The 14,897-nt window shown below is 60.4% G+C and carries 13 protein-coding genes; 8 read left to right on the top strand and 5 right to left on the bottom strand.

Going from position 1 to position 14,897, the window contains the following annotated elements:
• Nucleotides 1–606 (bottom strand): phospholipid-binding protein MlaC, encoded by a 606-nt coding sequence (locus tag DTJ15_RS06445; protein ID WP_227449678.1) that lies wholly within the window; start codon nucleotides 604–606, stop codon nucleotides 1–3.
• Between the two features lie 47 nt (nucleotides 607–653).
• Nucleotides 654–1,451 carry a VacJ family lipoprotein gene (locus DTJ15_RS06450; protein WP_081563399.1) on the bottom strand — a complete coding sequence of 266 codons (798 nt, stop codon included), beginning with the start codon at nucleotides 1,449–1,451 and terminating at the stop codon, nucleotides 654–656.
• A 351-nt stretch (nucleotides 1,452–1,802) separates the two neighbouring features.
• On the opposite strand from DTJ15_RS06450, the gene DTJ15_RS06455 reads away from it, so the two are divergent.
• A complete protein-coding gene (locus DTJ15_RS06455; protein ID WP_043558260.1) occupies nucleotides 1,803–2,966 on the top strand; it encodes an aldose epimerase family protein in 1,164 nt (387 codons plus the stop codon).
• A 253-nt stretch (nucleotides 2,967–3,219) separates the two neighbouring features.
• On the opposite strand, the gene cysE is transcribed toward DTJ15_RS06455, so the two are convergent.
• Both cysE and DTJ15_RS06465 read right to left on the bottom strand, forming a co-directional pair.
• The gene (gene cysE, locus DTJ15_RS06460; RefSeq protein ID WP_227449693.1) at nucleotides 3,220–3,954 is read right to left on the bottom strand and encodes a serine O-acetyltransferase; all 735 of its coding nucleotides are present in this window, start codon (nucleotides 3,952–3,954) and stop codon (nucleotides 3,220–3,222) included.
• An 82-nt stretch (nucleotides 3,955–4,036) separates the two neighbouring features.
• Entirely contained in the window at nucleotides 4,037–5,257 is a 1,221-nt protein-coding gene (locus tag DTJ15_RS06465) for an FAD-dependent monooxygenase (RefSeq protein ID WP_043558262.1), read from the bottom strand.
• A gap of 188 nt (nucleotides 5,258–5,445) precedes the next feature.
• Between DTJ15_RS06465 and DTJ15_RS06470 the strand changes: the two genes are divergently transcribed.
• The 3 genes from DTJ15_RS06470 to DTJ15_RS06480 all read left to right on the top strand — a co-directional run bounded on the left by DTJ15_RS06470 (nucleotide 5,446) and on the right by DTJ15_RS06480 (nucleotide 7,706).
• Nucleotides 5,446–5,784: a P-II family nitrogen regulator gene (locus DTJ15_RS06470; protein WP_043558265.1), complete on the top strand. Its 339-nt coding sequence runs from the start codon at nucleotides 5,446–5,448 to the stop codon at nucleotides 5,782–5,784.
• Nucleotides 5,784–7,055 carry an ammonium transporter gene (locus DTJ15_RS06475; protein WP_043558267.1) on the top strand — a complete coding sequence of 424 codons (1,272 nt, stop codon included), beginning with the start codon at nucleotides 5,784–5,786 and terminating at the stop codon, nucleotides 7,053–7,055. The genes DTJ15_RS06470 and DTJ15_RS06475 overlap by 1 nt, the downstream gene beginning before the upstream one ends.
• A gap of 153 nt (nucleotides 7,056–7,208) precedes the next feature.
• A complete protein-coding gene (locus DTJ15_RS06480; RefSeq protein ID WP_249109682.1) occupies nucleotides 7,209–7,706 on the top strand; it encodes a hypothetical protein in 498 nt (165 codons plus the stop codon).
• A gap of 89 nt (nucleotides 7,707–7,795) precedes the next feature.
• Here DTJ15_RS06480 and DTJ15_RS06485 read toward each other — a convergent pair whose 3' ends face one another.
• Nucleotides 7,796–8,692 (bottom strand): 4-(cytidine 5'-diphospho)-2-C-methyl-D-erythritol kinase, encoded by an 897-nt coding sequence (locus DTJ15_RS06485; protein WP_043558269.1) that lies wholly within the window; start codon nucleotides 8,690–8,692, stop codon nucleotides 7,796–7,798.
• 182 nt (nucleotides 8,693–8,874) lie between these two features.
• Between DTJ15_RS06485 and DTJ15_RS06490 the strand changes: the two genes are divergently transcribed.
• The 4 genes from DTJ15_RS06490 to eda all read left to right on the top strand — a co-directional run bounded on the left by DTJ15_RS06490 (nucleotide 8,875) and on the right by eda (nucleotide 14,679).
• Nucleotides 8,875–9,699: a uracil-DNA glycosylase gene (locus tag DTJ15_RS06490; protein ID WP_181005177.1), complete on the top strand. Its 825-nt coding sequence runs from the start codon at nucleotides 8,875–8,877 to the stop codon at nucleotides 9,697–9,699.
• A 402-nt stretch (nucleotides 9,700–10,101) separates the two neighbouring features.
• Nucleotides 10,102–11,865 (top strand): transglycosylase SLT domain-containing protein, encoded by a 1,764-nt coding sequence (locus DTJ15_RS06495; protein WP_249109683.1) that lies wholly within the window; start codon nucleotides 10,102–10,104, stop codon nucleotides 11,863–11,865.
• Between the two features lie 328 nt (nucleotides 11,866–12,193).
• Entirely contained in the window at nucleotides 12,194–14,062 is a 1,869-nt protein-coding gene (gene edd / locus DTJ15_RS06500) for a phosphogluconate dehydratase (RefSeq protein WP_249109684.1), read from the top strand.
• Nucleotides 14,059–14,679 carry a bifunctional 4-hydroxy-2-oxoglutarate aldolase/2-dehydro-3-deoxy-phosphogluconate aldolase gene (eda, locus tag DTJ15_RS06505; protein WP_043558277.1) on the top strand — a complete coding sequence of 207 codons (621 nt, stop codon included), beginning with the start codon at nucleotides 14,059–14,061 and terminating at the stop codon, nucleotides 14,677–14,679. The genes edd and eda overlap by 4 nt, the downstream gene beginning before the upstream one ends.
• Nucleotides 14,680–14,897 lie beyond the last annotated feature (218 nt).

The raw sequence follows: 14,897 nt of genomic DNA on the forward strand, positions 1-14,897 counted from the left end.
TCAGTGACGACCCAGCTGATGCTTGAGGGCGTCGATCAATGTCTGCACCTGCCCGCCATGGCGGGTGAGGTAGGTCGTGTAGTCGCTGCGCTGTGTCAGGCGCATGCTGGCACCCTCACCATACAGGTCCACCACCTTGGGCGGTTCGCCATCAATGACGGCCGTCATCAGGATGGGGGGCTGATGCGGACGGGAAATCTGAAGGGTCACCTTCTGGCCTGCCGGGGAGGGCACACTGTCCACCAGGCGGACGGAAATGTTCTGATATTCCCCCACGCGGGCCGTGACAGCATTCAGCAGTACGTCCTGAAACAGCTCAAGATAAAGCTTCTGTTGTTCCGGCGTGGCGATCCGCCAGTAGCGGCCCAGGCAGTAGCGGCCGATTCCTGGTACGTCCACATTGGCCCGCAGGAGGGGCAGAAGGGCTTCGCGCTTTTTGTCCAGCGAAGTGTCGCTGTTCAGGACGGCCACCAGTTTCCCGCCAAAATCATTGACAAACGCCTTTGCTTCATCACTGGAGGGAGTGGCGAAGGCCAGCGTGGGAATGAGAGCGAACAGGCTGGCAGCTCCCAGAATGGTGCGGCGTGTAAGCTGACGGAGCATCATGTTTAGGGATCCTTCCAATAAAGGCTGTCCTCATGGGGACGGAATGGTCAGTACCAGTCGGGGGTGGTGGCGCGGTGATCAGCCTTGAGGGTATCGATCTGGCTCTGACGCTGCTGCTGCCATGCACTTCGCATGAAAGCATAAGGGTCGAGACTTTGGTGTTCCAGCTGGTCCAGCTGGTCTGTACTGTCTGCAAAGGTATTGAAGGTGCCGAGAATGTTGTAGCCCCAGTTGAAGCTGATGAGGCCATACCCTCTGGGCACGTAGTTGATGGGTGTCAGCCCCTGGCCGATGGCATAGCCTGCGGCATCACGGAAATTGGTAGGACCAAGCCCGGGCAGGAAAATGTAAGGCCCGGATTTGACCCCCCACAGCGCCATGACCATGCCAGGGTCTGTCTCATGCTGCTTGTAGCCAAGATGCTGGGCAACGTCATAGAAGCCAGCCGTCGTCATGTTCAGCAGGAAACGCATGAAGGAATCCCCCGCACGCCGCGGGCGCCCTGCCCCCACATCGGAGAAGAAGACGGCGGGTTGGCGCCATGTCTCGTTCAGCGTGGCGACAGAGGTGCGGATGGGCTGGGGAATGTTGTTTTTCCAGAACCGTCCTACCGGCCGCAGGGCCTTGTGATAGACCCACATGTTGAGGCTGAACATCTTGCGGTTGAAAGGCTCGTAAGGGTCGTTGACCGCCTTGTAATCCGCCAGATCGTCCGGGTCGGTCGGCGGCTTGGCGTGGAGGGAACCACACCCGCCGAGCGACAGCAGGGCCAGGCAGCCGACCAGTGCGGAAAGTGCAGTGAGTCTGCCTCGATGATGCTGTTTTGTGCTGCCTGTGCACGCCATGCTGCTGCCGCTCCTGTTTTTTTCTTTCTTCAAGGCCCGGCTATGCGGCTTGCCACGTCATCCACCAGGAGATGGCAGCGGCATACCTTTAACGGGAACGGGCCGTAACATACGTCTGATTCCACATGCGCAAGTCATGAAGACCAGTGAACTCAAGCATATGGTACTTGCTCCATGCTGCCTACCCCTTTCGAATATCAGGCATGTTAAGAAAAAGAAGTATTGCATTTTTGCATCGTTAGGTTTTCTGATGGACACCAGCCCTGAAGGGGACGCTTCCTGCCCCCTCCCGGGAGGAGCGCAGCCCGTCGTCCTGGCGGGTCCTGTATTTCGTGGAGTGCGAGAGATTTTATGTCTTTTCTGAAGAGTCGCAGCTGGCTTCTGTCTGCCAGCGCTTTGGTTGCCAGTGTGGCCCTGTCTGGCATGGCTGCCGCAGCGCCAACGGTCCAGACAAAGGACTGGGGTCGTCTTTCCACTGGCAAGAAGGTGCAGGCAATCACCCTGACCAATGATCATGGGGTGAAGGTTGTCGTGCTGACCTATGGCGCCATCATCCATGAGATGGACGTGCCGGACCGCAATGGCCGTCTGGGGAACGTTGTTCTGGGCTTTCCGAACATTGCCGGGTACGAAAACCATAACTCCGACCCGCACTTCGGTGCCGTGCTGGGGCGTGTGGCCAACCGTATTTCCGGTGGTGTCTTCACTCTGGAAGGTGAGAAGTATCATACGAGCGTCAATGAGGGGCCGAACACCCTCCATGGCGGTGCTGAGAGCTTTGACCGCAAACTCTGGAAGATCGTTCGCAAGGGCGTGGACTCCCAGGGGGCCTATGTTGTGCTGAAGATGGTCAGCCCCGATGGTGATCAGGGCTTCCCGGGTGAGCTGAAGACGCAGGTTACCTATCGTCTGAGCGGCAACGACACGCTGAGCCTGAAGTTCAATGCGACGACCAAGGCTCCGACGGTCGTGAACCTGTCCACGCACAACTACTGGAACCTCAATGGCGAGGGTTCCGGGAGCATTGCTCCGGAAGTGGTGCAGATCTATGCTGACCGTTTCCTGAGGACAGACGAGCACTCCATTCCGACGGGTGAGCTGGCCTCTGTTGAGGGGACGCCGTTCGATTTCCGTCAGCCCCGCACGGTGGGTGAAGGCCTAGGCAGTGCAGACCCGCAGATGGCTCCGCAGGGTGGCTATGACAAGTGCATGGTCCTCATCGGCCCATCCCAGCCGGGCAATACGGAGCGTGTCGTGGCCCGTGTGACGGATCCCCGTTCCGGCCGTGTGATGGAAGTTGCCACCAACATGCCGGGGATGCAGTTCTATTCCGGCAACCATCTGTATGGCAATTATCAGGGGCCGTCTGGCCGCCCCTATGGCAAATGGGAATCTCTGGCTTTCGAGCCTGAATTCTTCCCGAACAGCCCGAACATGCCGAACTTCCCGAGCATCGAGCTGAAGCCGGGTCAGACCTATGATTACGGGATGAGCTTCCATTTTTCCCGCCAGTAAGGGCTGAGGCTTTCAGGAGCTGAATCCTGGGAAAGGAGCCGGGCCGGTGCAGTCATGCATCGGTCCGGCTTTTTCATTGATGGGTATTCCGGCTTTGTGGTGAGCTGAAAAGAGGGCCGGAACAGATCATCAACAGTAGAGGAGGGCGGTTTTCTCAGGAGTCGCCTGATTCCATCCACATTCTTCCCGTCCCGGCACACAGGATGATGCCCCAACCTGTCCCCTGAACTGGGGATAAGTCGGGGCGTGCCGGTCATATCTGATAATTCGTGAAGTCCTGGTCCATGTCGCCAAAACGGACGATACGGGCGGGGTTGCCCACGGCGGTGGAACGGGGCGGGACATTGCCCAGCACGACAGAAGCGGCTCCGACACGGGCATGGGCACCGATTTCCAGATGGCCCAGTATTTTGGCACCAGCGCCAATCATGCAGCCCTGCCGGATGACAGGATGGCGCTGCCCGCTGTTTTTGCCGGTTCCCCCGAGCGTGACCCCCTGAAAGAGGGAGACGTCATCCTCAATGATGGTGGTTTCCCCGATGACGATACCTGTGCCGTGATCGATTGTGATGCGCTGGCCGATGCGGGCGGCAGGGTGGATGTCGATACCGAATTTCTCGTTCACACGGCTCTGGAAGTGATAGGCCAGTGGTCTGCGGCCAGCCAGCCAGAGATGATGGGCAATACGGTAGGATTGCAGGGCATGAAACCCCTTGAAGAACAGGAACGGCGTAGCAAGGTCCGGGCAGGCGGGGTCCCGCTGGAAGGTCGCCACGATATCCGATGCTGCAGCCCGGACGATGTCGGGACTGGCCTCCAGCGTGGAGGCGACAAGGTGCATCAGGGCGGCTTCCGACATGGCCCGGTCTGTCAGCTTGGCGCTGATCAGTGATGTCAGGGCAGAGGCAAAATCCGCATGGTTGCAGATATTCACTGCAAAAAGCCCCTGGATCAGAGCATCGGAACAGCCGCAGGCCTGCGCCCGCATGGTGGTCCAGAATTCTTCCAGAAATCCGGGCTCTGATGAGGAGTGTGGAAACCTGTCGAGAAAAGTGGCCATAGCTGTTTTCTTATAGCCCCATGGCACGTTGGACAAAACCATGACGCAGGGATGGCAGGCGCTTCAGGGCCATGAGTCCCGCATGGCGAGCATGACGGATGAGGGGCATGTCGGTGCTGAAGAGCCGCTCCATCATGTCGCAGCCTGCCAGCATGGCGAGATTGCCCGGACGGCTGAGACGCTGATAGCGTCGCAGCAGTGCAGGGTCTCCTAGATCCTGTCCCTGCGCATGGGCGTCTCCCAGAAGGTCATTCAGGGTGCGGACATCACGGAAGCCGAGATTCATGCCCTGACCCGCCACGGGGTGCAGCCCGTGCGCTGCATCCCCGGCCAGAAGCAGCCGTGTGGCGCAATAGCGATGGGCATATTGCGATGCCAGAGGGTACGTCCAGTGGGTGCCTGCCTGCTCCAGCGCACCAAGGTCTTCCCCACAGAGACGGTCCTGAACCAGCCGGGCAAAGCTGCGGGCATCAAGCCGGGTGAAATGGTCGATGCGCTCGGGCCGGTCTGTCCAGACGATGGCGGAGCGGTGAGGGTGGGCTTCGGTGGCAGGAAGAGGGAGCCGGGCGAAAGGCCCCTGCGGCAGGAAGTTTTCCAGAGCACTGCCGTGATGGGGTTTCTCATGGGCCAGAACGCTGACCAGGGCAACCTTGTGATAGGGAATGCGGGTCAGCCCGATGCCGGCCTGCTCGCGGAGGAGAGAGCGTCGCCCGTCTGCGGCAATGACAAGGGAGGCCGTAACGGTGTCCCCCGTATCCAGGGTGATCCGGGCGCTGTCGGGCGAGAAGGTGAAGCGGCCCGTTGCTGGTGCCCGGACATCCAGCCCCGGCTGGGCCATAAGGGTACGGGCGATGGCTGCCAGAAGGTTGTGGGCTTCCACCATCCAGCCGAAGGGGCGGCCTTCTGGGGCATCATCACCGGTAAGGCTCAGCCCGTCTGCAATGCTGCTGCGGGATGCCGAGGGAATGCGCCCCTGACTATCGGTGACATGGATGGTGGTGATGGGCTGGGGAGACAGGGGCAGGGCCTGCCAGATTCCCGCTTCTTCCAGCAGGGGGCGGACGCCTTCAGCAAGGGCATACGCCCGGCCATCGGGATTCTGCGCCGGGGTGGGAGAGAGGGGAGCCCGCTCCAGAAGGAGGATGCGCAGCCCTTTCTGCGCAAGCAGGCAGGCCAGTGTCGCCCCGATGGGGCCACCACCATTTATGCAGAGGTCGTAATCCGTGCCCATGGCAGATGTTCCTTCCGGCCCGGTGAATGGCAGGATGCTCCCGTCATGGCGGTACTTTCCGTCAAAGGAGCAGGTCTATCGTGTCTAGCCCTATCCTTGCGGAAAAGAAAGTCTTGCAGAAATCGTTATGAAGGTGGCACGATTTTGTCTTCATGCAGCAGAAGAGCCATGGGAGAGGGCCGCAAGGGATGAAACTTGTAACGGCGATCATCAAACCGTTCAAACTGGACGATGTGCGGGAGGCTCTTGCCGAGCTTGGCGTGCATGGCCTGACAGTGACGGAGGTACGGGGCTTTGGGCGCCAGAAAGGCCAGACGGAAATTTACCGTGGGGCGGAATATACGGTCAGCTTCATTGCCAAGATCAGGGTGGAGACAGTCGTGGCGGATGAGCGTGTGCCAGACATCATCCAGGCCATCACGGAGACGGCCCGGACAGGCCGCATCGGTGATGGGAAGATCATGGTTACCAATGTGGAACAGATGGTGCGTATCCGTACTGGGGAAACCGGCGAGGGAGCTCTGTGATGCGTGCGATTGATACGGGTGATACCGCCTGGATGCTGGTCAGCACGGCGCTGGTCCTGTTGATGACCATTCCTGGTCTGGCTCTTTTCTATGCCGGGATGGTGCGGCGCAAAAACGTGTTGTCCACCATGATCCAGTCTTTTGGCATATGCTGTATTGTCAGCATTGTCTGGATGGTGCTGGGCTACAGTCTAGCCTTCACGACGGGCACACCCTGGATTGGTGATCTGTCCCGTTTCTTCCTGGGGGGTGTGGCAGAGCATATCCATCAGGGTGCGGACGGAGCCTTCACGCTGGGCGCCGGGACTTCGGCTGAAACCCCCATGACCATCCCGGAAAGTGTCTATCTGATGTATCAGATGACCTTCGCCATCATCACGCCAGCCCTGCTGACAGGCGCTTTTGCCGGGCGAATCCGCTTTGCGGCACTTTGCGTGTTCACGATCCTCTGGTCCCTGCTGGTCTATTCTCCCATTGCCCATTGGGTCTGGAGTCCGCTGGGCTGGGTGGCTGGTCTTGGTGCCGTGGATTTTGCGGGTGGAACGGTCGTGCATATCAATTCCGGGGTGGCTGGTCTTGTCTGTGCCATCATGATCGGCCGTCGGTATGGGCTGAAGCGGGATGATATGTCCCCGCACAATCTGGCCTATGCCATCATCGGGGCTTCCCTGCTCTGGGTGGGCTGGTTCGGCTTCAATGCCGGGTCGGCACTCGGTGCGAATGGCCGTGCCGGCATGGCCATGCTGACAACGCAGATCGCCGCTGCTGGTGGTGGTGTTGGCTGGATGGTGGTGGAATGGTGGCGGCATGGCAAGCCGACGGCGCTGGGCATCATCTCTGGTGCGGTGGCGGGCCTTGTGGCTGTGACCCCGGCTGCTGGCTATGTGCTGCCCGGTGGGGCTCTGGCCATCGGGCTGATAGCCGGTGGCGTCTGCTTCTACAGCGCTGCCGTGCTGAAGAACAGGCTGGGCTATGATGACAGTCTGGATGCCTTTGGTGTGCATGGTGTTGGTGGCATTGTCGGAGCCCTTCTGACAGGTGTGTTTGCTTATGGGCCGCTTTCAGCGACGGCAGCCAGTCCTGCCGGTGTGAGCGGCGGATGGAGCCAGCTTCTCCGGCAGGCTGAGGCTGTCGGTGTCACGATTGTCTGGTCTGTCGTGCTGACGGCCCTCATTTTCTGGGTTGTGGACAGGCTGATCGGTATGCGTGTCTCTGCCGAGGAAGAGCAGATGGGTCTGGACCTGACCCAGCATGGCGAGCGACTGAACTGAGGCACTGGCAGGGCTGTTTTGTCTCTTGCCGGAGGCAGGGCAGCCCTATAAGGCTGGTAGGCAGTACGGTGAGGCCGGGCTATCCGCCCGGCTGACTGTGGCGTTCTGCCCCTGTGGCTGCGCTATCACGAACGATGAAAAAGGGGTGAGACTATGAAACTGTTGCGTCTGTGCCTGCCCATGGTGGCCTGTTCCGTACTGGGTGTTCAGGGCGCTCTGGCTGCTCCGTCTCCAGCGGGCAAGATGTCTGCGGCGGCCTGTCGTCAGGCTTTCAGCGATGCGAAGAAGGCCGGTACGCTGAATGGTCAGAAGTATGCCGATTTCAAGCTGGACCATTGCACGGGCAGCGCTGCGGCGGCTCAGTCCCAGTCTCCTGCTGCCTCCACGCCGGTCGCTTCTGCCCCGGCTGAGACAGGCAAGCCGACTGCGCCAGCTGCAGCTGCTCCGGTTGCCAGCGGGAATGTCCTGTTCCCGGCTCGTGTTTCGCCGGAGTTTGCGTCTCTCTCACCGGGCAAGGCGCGTATGAAGACCTGCCTGGCACAGTATAATGCCAATAAAAGCAGCGGGCGTAATGGCAGCCTGAAATGGATCCAGAAGGGTGGCGGTTATTACTCCGAATGCAACACCCGGCTGAAGAGTGCAGCACAGTAAGCTGGTTCTGGTTGTTCCTGATATGGAAAAAGGCCCGCTCTTCCGCAGCGGGCCTTTTCTGTTGCAGGGCATTCTGAATGCCGGTGGGTTCAGGGCAGGACCGGTCCTGCCCAGTGCCACCATGCCTGGGCTATGTCCCTGTCCATCAGATGGTCTGCGGCCCTGATGGCTTGGTCAGCTGTCTCGAACAGGGCGAAACAGGTCGCTCCTGACCCACTCATGCGATGGAACCGCACCTGCGGTAGGGTTGCCAGAGTTTCCAGTACGGTCGCAATGACGGGCGCCTGAGCGATGGCATGGGGTTGGAGGTCGTTTTCCGTCTGCGCCAGAAAGGCGATGAGAGCGTCCAGCGTGGGCCAGCCTGCTTCCGGGAAGGCAAGTGGCGGGCGGGGGGTGATGCCGCCTGTTTCTGCCAGACGTCGGAAAATGCTCGGGGTGGAGACACCGACCCCCGGATTGACCAGAAGCATCCCCATCTCTGGCAGGGGCGGGGCTGCTGTCAGGATGTCACCAATCCCTTCCATGCGTGTGGCTTTTTGTGCCAGACAGACTGGGACATCCGCCCCCAGTGTTGGGGCGACATGGGCGGCCGCTTCCATTGGGAGGCTCCAGTAACGGGTCAGCAGGCGCAGGGCGCAGGCGGCATCGGCAGAGCCCCCGCCAATGCCGGATGCCACCGGTAGCCGTTTTTCCAGCGTGAGGGCAGCGGCGGGCTGTCTGGCTGCTTCCTCTCCCCGGGTCTGGCGCAGGGCCCGGGCGGCTTTCAGGACGAGGTTGTTTTCATCCGCTTCCAGCCCTTTTGCGAAAGGACCCTGTAGCGTGAGGCTGTCTGCCTGACCTTGTGGTCCGGTGGAGAGGTGGAGATGGTCACCCGCTCCAGCAAAGACAGCCAGACTGTCCAGCAGGTGGTATCCGTCTTCACGGCGCCCGGTGACGTGGAGGAACAGATTGATCTTGGCGTGAGCCATATCCTGATGCAGCGCCATGGCAGGGCATCCTTGCAGAAGAGGCCGGGCAAGGCGGGAGACTGATCTGCTCTGGCACCATGTCCGGGGGAGGGGTGTTCATTTCCGATGAGGCTATGTAACAAATTGAAAGCTCAAAGACCATGAGGGGGTGCAGCCGCCCCTTCATCCCGTGGAACTGTAGAGAAGAGATCTCGCTCATCATGGCATCTTTCCCGGCCTGCTCTGCTCAGGATGCTCTTGCTGCCCTCCGTCTGCATCAGGAATGGGGTGTGGATGCTGTCATGGAGGACATGCCGTGGGATGTCTGGGGTGAGAGCCCTGTTCTGCCGGATCGTGTGCGGGCCCGCCAGAAGGCTGCTGCTCCAGTGGAGAAACCTTCCGCGTCCCGTCGTGTTGTCAGGGGGCGGGACGAGGTGTTGGCTGATATCGCTGCGGCCCGGGATGTTGCCGCCCTGCTGAAGGCCAGCCAGCAGCTGCCGGGCGTTGGCCTGATGCGGACGGCCAAGCATCATCTGGCACCTGTCATCGTGGAGGGAGCCCCATTTCTGCTGGTGGGGGATGTGCCAAATGAGGATGAGGACCGGCATGGAACTCTTTTCGCTGGTCCCATGGGGGCCCTGTTGGACAGGATATTGGCCTCCATAGGGTTGAAGCGGTCCCAGCTTTCCATGGCGCCGGCCATCCCCTGGCGCCCGCCGGGAGGGCAGCGTGCCTCACAGCGTGATGTGGAAGCCTGCCTGCCCATTCTGCACAGGGCAGTGGCACTGGCACGACCTCGCCGGATTGTGACGATGGGCAGTACGCCCGCTGCCATGCTCTTACAGAATACCTCCCGGCTGAGTCAGTTGCGGGGGCGCTGGCATGAGGCTCATGTGCCGGGGCTGGAGGGGGGTGTGCCTCTGTTACCTCTCTGGCACCCGGCCCAGCTGGGGGAAACGGCGGGACGACGGAAGGCGCTGTGGGCTGACATGCTCCTGCTGGATGCGACTCTCTCACAGGAAGCAGCGCAGGCTGCCGATTCGTAGTCGGGAACAGGTGTTGATGCAGGAGGCTGAGGGCCGGAATGGGAGTGAATTTCATAATTTCTTAATTCTATCGCTGACCAGATACAGAAAAAAAGCTAACAGCGTGTAAAATCAGAAGAATATTCTGGATTCCTGGCTAGGGAGCCGTTACTATGAAAGGCACACTGGAATTGTCTGGCTTGACGTCAAGGGTTGCCAGAAAAATAAAAGCGGGTTACGTCCCTCGGCATTATGCGATGGATATTGCCATGTGGGTCTCCCGCAGTGTGGCGTGGTGCCGTTCTCGGTGCTGCCATTCTGGCGGGAAACACTGTTTTTCCGGCGCAGGGGCAGGCTCTTTCTTTTCCGTCCCACGTGCCGGAGTATTCAGACGGTGAGGGCCACGATGCACCACCTTCTTCCATGGTGGGGGTTTCCCTGCCTCATCCTTTGCCGGCCACGGTGGCCGGACACTACAGGGCGCTTTTTGCGGCAGTCCGCTCAGGTGATGCGGCCCGTCTCGGGGAATTGACCCATGGCCCGGGGACGGATGGCACGGCGGGACAGCTCCTGCTGCCGGATTATCTGGCCGAGCGGTACCTGAGTATATATTTCACTCCTTCCGAGTCCGAGCTGGACAGCTGGCTCCGTCGTTATCCGGCTCTTCCTGATGCCCCGCTGCTCAGGCAGAAGCAGGAAGAGCTGCGTCGGGGGGTGTCTGCTGCTGCCCCGTCTGCCGGGTACCGGAATGTTGCGGATATCCAGCAGTCCGACCGGGCGACGTCCTTTTCCCAGACACTGGTCCGCAATGGTTTTCTGGAGCGGGACCTCATGGACAAGGCCTCCTCCGGGGAGGAAGGTGTCCGCAGGGCACTGGCCCAGCTGCGTGTCACACCGGGGATGTCTCCGGCTTATGCTGCCCAGCTGTATGGCGAGATTGCCATGCAGGCTCTGAGCCAGGGTGATACACGGACAGCGCTGCGTGTTGGTTCTGCCGGACTGGAGAAAGGGCAGTACCGGGTTGGGCTTCCTGCTTTTGCAGCTGGCCTGGCTGCCTGGCGGGAGGGCCAGCTTGATGCGGCCTACAGCCTGTTCGAAACGGCGGCCAATGCCGAGCAGACAGATGGTGACGTGCAGGCTGCGGCGTCTTTCTGGGCCGGACGTGTGGCGGAGCGGCACGGCAAGACAGCCCTGTATCGTACATGGCTGCGCCGGACATCCGTGCAGAGTGAGAGTTTCTATGGCCTGCTGGCCGGGCGCCTGCTGCATTCCGAGAAATCACAGGCCGCTGCCGTTTCCGGCGCCCTTTCCACGATCGGGCGGGCTGGTGCGAAGCAGGCATCCCTGAGTGAGGTGGACATTAATGTCGTGGCCTCCATGGGAGAGGGGGAGCATCTTTTCGCCCTGATCCAGCTCGGTGAGCAGGGGCGTGCCGAGATGCTGGCCCGCCAGATGTGGCAGGATGCGCTGGCTGACCCTGTTCGGGCACATTCGCTCCAGCTCGTCGTCAGAAAGGCCGGGATGCGTGCTCTGGCTGACCAGATGGAGCAGGCGCTGGCAAAACTGGATCATAAAGAGTTCAAGGATGCTCTGGGGCCATTGCCCGACCTGCGGCCCCATCATGGTTTCCGTCTGTCGTCGGCGCTCGTTTATGCGGTGGCCCGGATGGAATCCAATTTTGACGCCACGGCATCATCGGCTGCCGGGGCGTACGGGATGATGCAGGTGAGGCCGACGACGGCCAGCTTCGTAAGTGAGCAGTACCACCTGCCTCAGACGGTTGCAGCGGCTTCCAGTGATGATTTCAATCAGGAAATGCAGCGCCGCCTGCGGGAGCCGGGCTATAATCTGGAGGTCGGGCAGCTCTATATGCTTTATCTGGCCCACAGCCTTGCCCAGGGGGAACAGAGTGATGGGGCGTCGCTGCTGAAAGTGCTGGCCTCCTACAATGCGGGACCGCAGGCCATTCTCCGATGGGAAAGCGGCCAGAAGGGTCTTCAGGACCCGCTGATGTTCATAGAGTGCCTGCCCAGCCCGGAAACGCGCCAGTATGTACGCAATGTTCTGACCAATGACTGGGTATATGGCCGCCGTCTCCATGTGGCCACGCCGTCTCTCGTTTCTCTGGCTGATGGCCAGTGGCCGAGCTTCCGTGAGGAGGAGCAGGGGCGTGACTCGCCCAGCTGAGCTCTGATCCGGCATGCCGAGGGGTTCGTTTCACAAAGCCCAGACTGGAGTTTCATGCATGGCAGCATGAGGATCCAGCTGGGTTTTTCTTTAAAAACCCACCGGAAACTGCCCTTTTTCGTAAAATGGACTTGCCGTAGGCGAGATGATGATGACTGAGATGTGCATGGGTGGCCCGCTTGCCCGGTGAGACGTCTTTCCCTAAAAAAGGCGATGCATGCTTTCCTCGATGAGAGTGGAAAGCGAGCGATGATAATATGATGCCGTGTCTCTCAGGGGGAATTATCCGTCTGTCTGTGGGGTGTCCAGCCGAACAGCGAGTGCTTCAATGTCTCTGAATTCCGTTGTTGAGAGTGTAACGTCCAGAATTATTGAGCGGTCCAAGACGTCCCGCCGTCGTTACCTCACTCTTATGGAGCGTAATCGTGAAAAAGGTGCAGACAGGTCCCGACTGACCTGTGCCAACCTGGCTCACGCCGTCGCTGCCTCCAGCGCTGCTGACAAGCAGGAGCTGGTGTTTGAGCAGCGTCCCAATCTGGGGATCATTACGACCTATAATGACATGCTCTCCGCACACGAGCCCTATGGCCGTTATCCAGAGCAGATGAAGGTTTTTGCGCGTGAGGTTGGTGCCACGGCTCAGGTTGCTGGTGGGGCTCCGGCCATGTGTGACGGCGTTACGCAGGGGCAGGAGGGGATGGACCTCTCCCTGTTCTCCCGTGATGTGATCGCCCAGTCCACGGCTGTCGGTCTCAGCCATGCCATGTATGATGGTGTTGCTCTGCTTGGCATCTGCGACAAGATCGTGCCGGGCCTGCTGATGGGTGCGCTGCGCTTCGGCCACCTGCCGGGTATGCTGATCCCCTCCGGCCCGATGACCTCCGGCCTGCCGAACAAGGAAAAGGTCCGTGTCCGTCAGCTCTATGTGCAGGGCAAGATCGGCAAGGATGAGCTGATGAAAGCCGAAATGGCTTCCTATCACAGCGAAGGGACCTGTACTTTCTATGGTACGGCCAATACCAACCAGATGATGGCGGAGTTCCTTGGGCTGATGATGCCGGATTCCTCCTTCATTCCGGTTGATACGCCACTGCGTCAGGCCATGACACGTGCCGGTGTGCATCGTCTGGTCGAGATCAGCAACAAGGGCAAGGATCCCCGCCCGATGGCGGAAGTTGTCAATGAGAAGGCCATCGTCAATGCGATTGTCGGCCTGATGGCAACAGGTGGTTCCACGAACCATACCGTCCATATCCCGGCCGTGGCCCGTGCTGCTGGCATCATCGTGAACTGGGAAGATTTCTCCGATCTCTCCGCCGTCGTGCCGACACTCTGCAAGGTCTATCCGAGCGGTCCGTCCGATGTGAACAAGTTCAACGAGGTTGGTGGCCTGCCGACGGTCATCGCCGAGCTGTCCGATGCAGGTCTGCTGCACCGTGATGCTCCGACCATCTCCGAAAACGGCCTTGAGGACTACGCCAAGCGTGCCCTGATGGGGAATGACAAGAACGTCGTCTACACGCCGGCCAAGCCTTCCAGCGATCCGGAAATCCTGCGTGGTGCGAAGGAGCCGTTCCACCCGGTGGGGGGCATCCAGCTGCTTCAGGGCAATCTGGGCCGTGGCGTGTACAAGTCCAGCGCCGTGGCAGACAACCTGCTGACCATCGAGGCTCCGGCCCGTGTCTTCCAGTCCCAGACCGCCGTGAAGGAGGCCCAGAAGGCTGGCGAGCTGCATCGTGATGTCGTTGTGGTCGTCATCGGCCAGGGGCCCCGCGGCAACGGGATGCCCGAGCTGCACAACCTGATCCCGTCCCTCGGCGTCGAGCTGGACCAGGGTTTCAAGGTGGCTCTGGTGACGGATGGCCGTCTCTCCGGTGCCAGCGGCAAGGTTCCGGCCGTGGTGCATGTTGGTCCAGAAGCCCAGGCGGGCGGACCGCTCGCCAAGGTGCGTGATGGCGATGTCATCCGTGTCTGTGCCCGCACCGGCAAGCTGGAAGCTCTGGTGGATGAGAAGGAATGGGCCGCCCGCACGCCGACCAAGCCGCACCGTGCGACAGCCGGTACGGGGCGTGAACTGTTCGCCCTCATGCGTGAGGTGGCTCCGTCCGCCGAAGAGGGTGCTTCACCGATGCTGTTCATGATGGATCGTGAACTTGAAGAAATCGGTGACGATGTTGAGAAAGGAACCGAGGTATGAGCTACATCGAGAGACTGGATGCGGTGATGGACCGCAGCCCGATTATGCCTGTTCTGGTGGTTGAGGATGTGGCCAAGGCCCGTCCGATCGCCGAGGCTCTGGTCGCTGGTGGCATCTCCACTCTGGAAGTGACACTGCGTACACCGGCTGCTCTGGATGTCATCTCTGAGATGTCCAAGGTTGAGGGTGCGCTGGTCGGTGCCGGTACGGTGCTGAATACCGAGCAGATGGACAAGGCCATCAAGGCCGGTGCGAAGTTCATCGTCAGCCCGGGCATCACGCCGGCTCTGGCCAAGGGTGCGCTGGAGCGTGACATTCCGTTCCTGCCCGGCACGGCCAATGCCAGCGACATCATGATGGGTCTGGACCTGGGGCTGCGCCGCTTCAAGTTCTTCCCGGCCATGACCAACGGTGGCATCCCGGCCCTCAAGGGTCTGTCCGCCGTGTTTGGCAACCTTGGCGTGCGTTTCTGCCCGACAGGCGGCATCACCGAGGCTACCTACAAGGACTGGCTGGCCCTGCCGACCGTTGGCTGTGTCGGTGGTTCCTGGCTGACGGCTGGCGATGCGTCTCCTGAGGAAGTCGCCAAGCGGACCAAGGCTCTGGGCCTGCGCTAAGACTGGCGCTGCATGAACCGGGGGGAGTTCCCCCGGTCTGAAAGATGGCGGGCTGTACGGCATGGCTGTACCCCGCCATTTTTGTATCTCGCTACAGGAAAGAGTGTGGACGGGGTGCCTGTTGTATTCAGGTAACAGACTGGTCGGATAATCATGAAAAAGTGATCTTTCAGTTAAAATGTATCCCGTTTCCTGATACAACTCTGACCAGTCAGTCA

This window comes from Parasaccharibacter sp. TMW 2.1891, from assembly GCF_023337675.1.
GTDB lineage: Bacteria > Pseudomonadota > Alphaproteobacteria > Acetobacterales > Acetobacteraceae > Bombella > Bombella apis.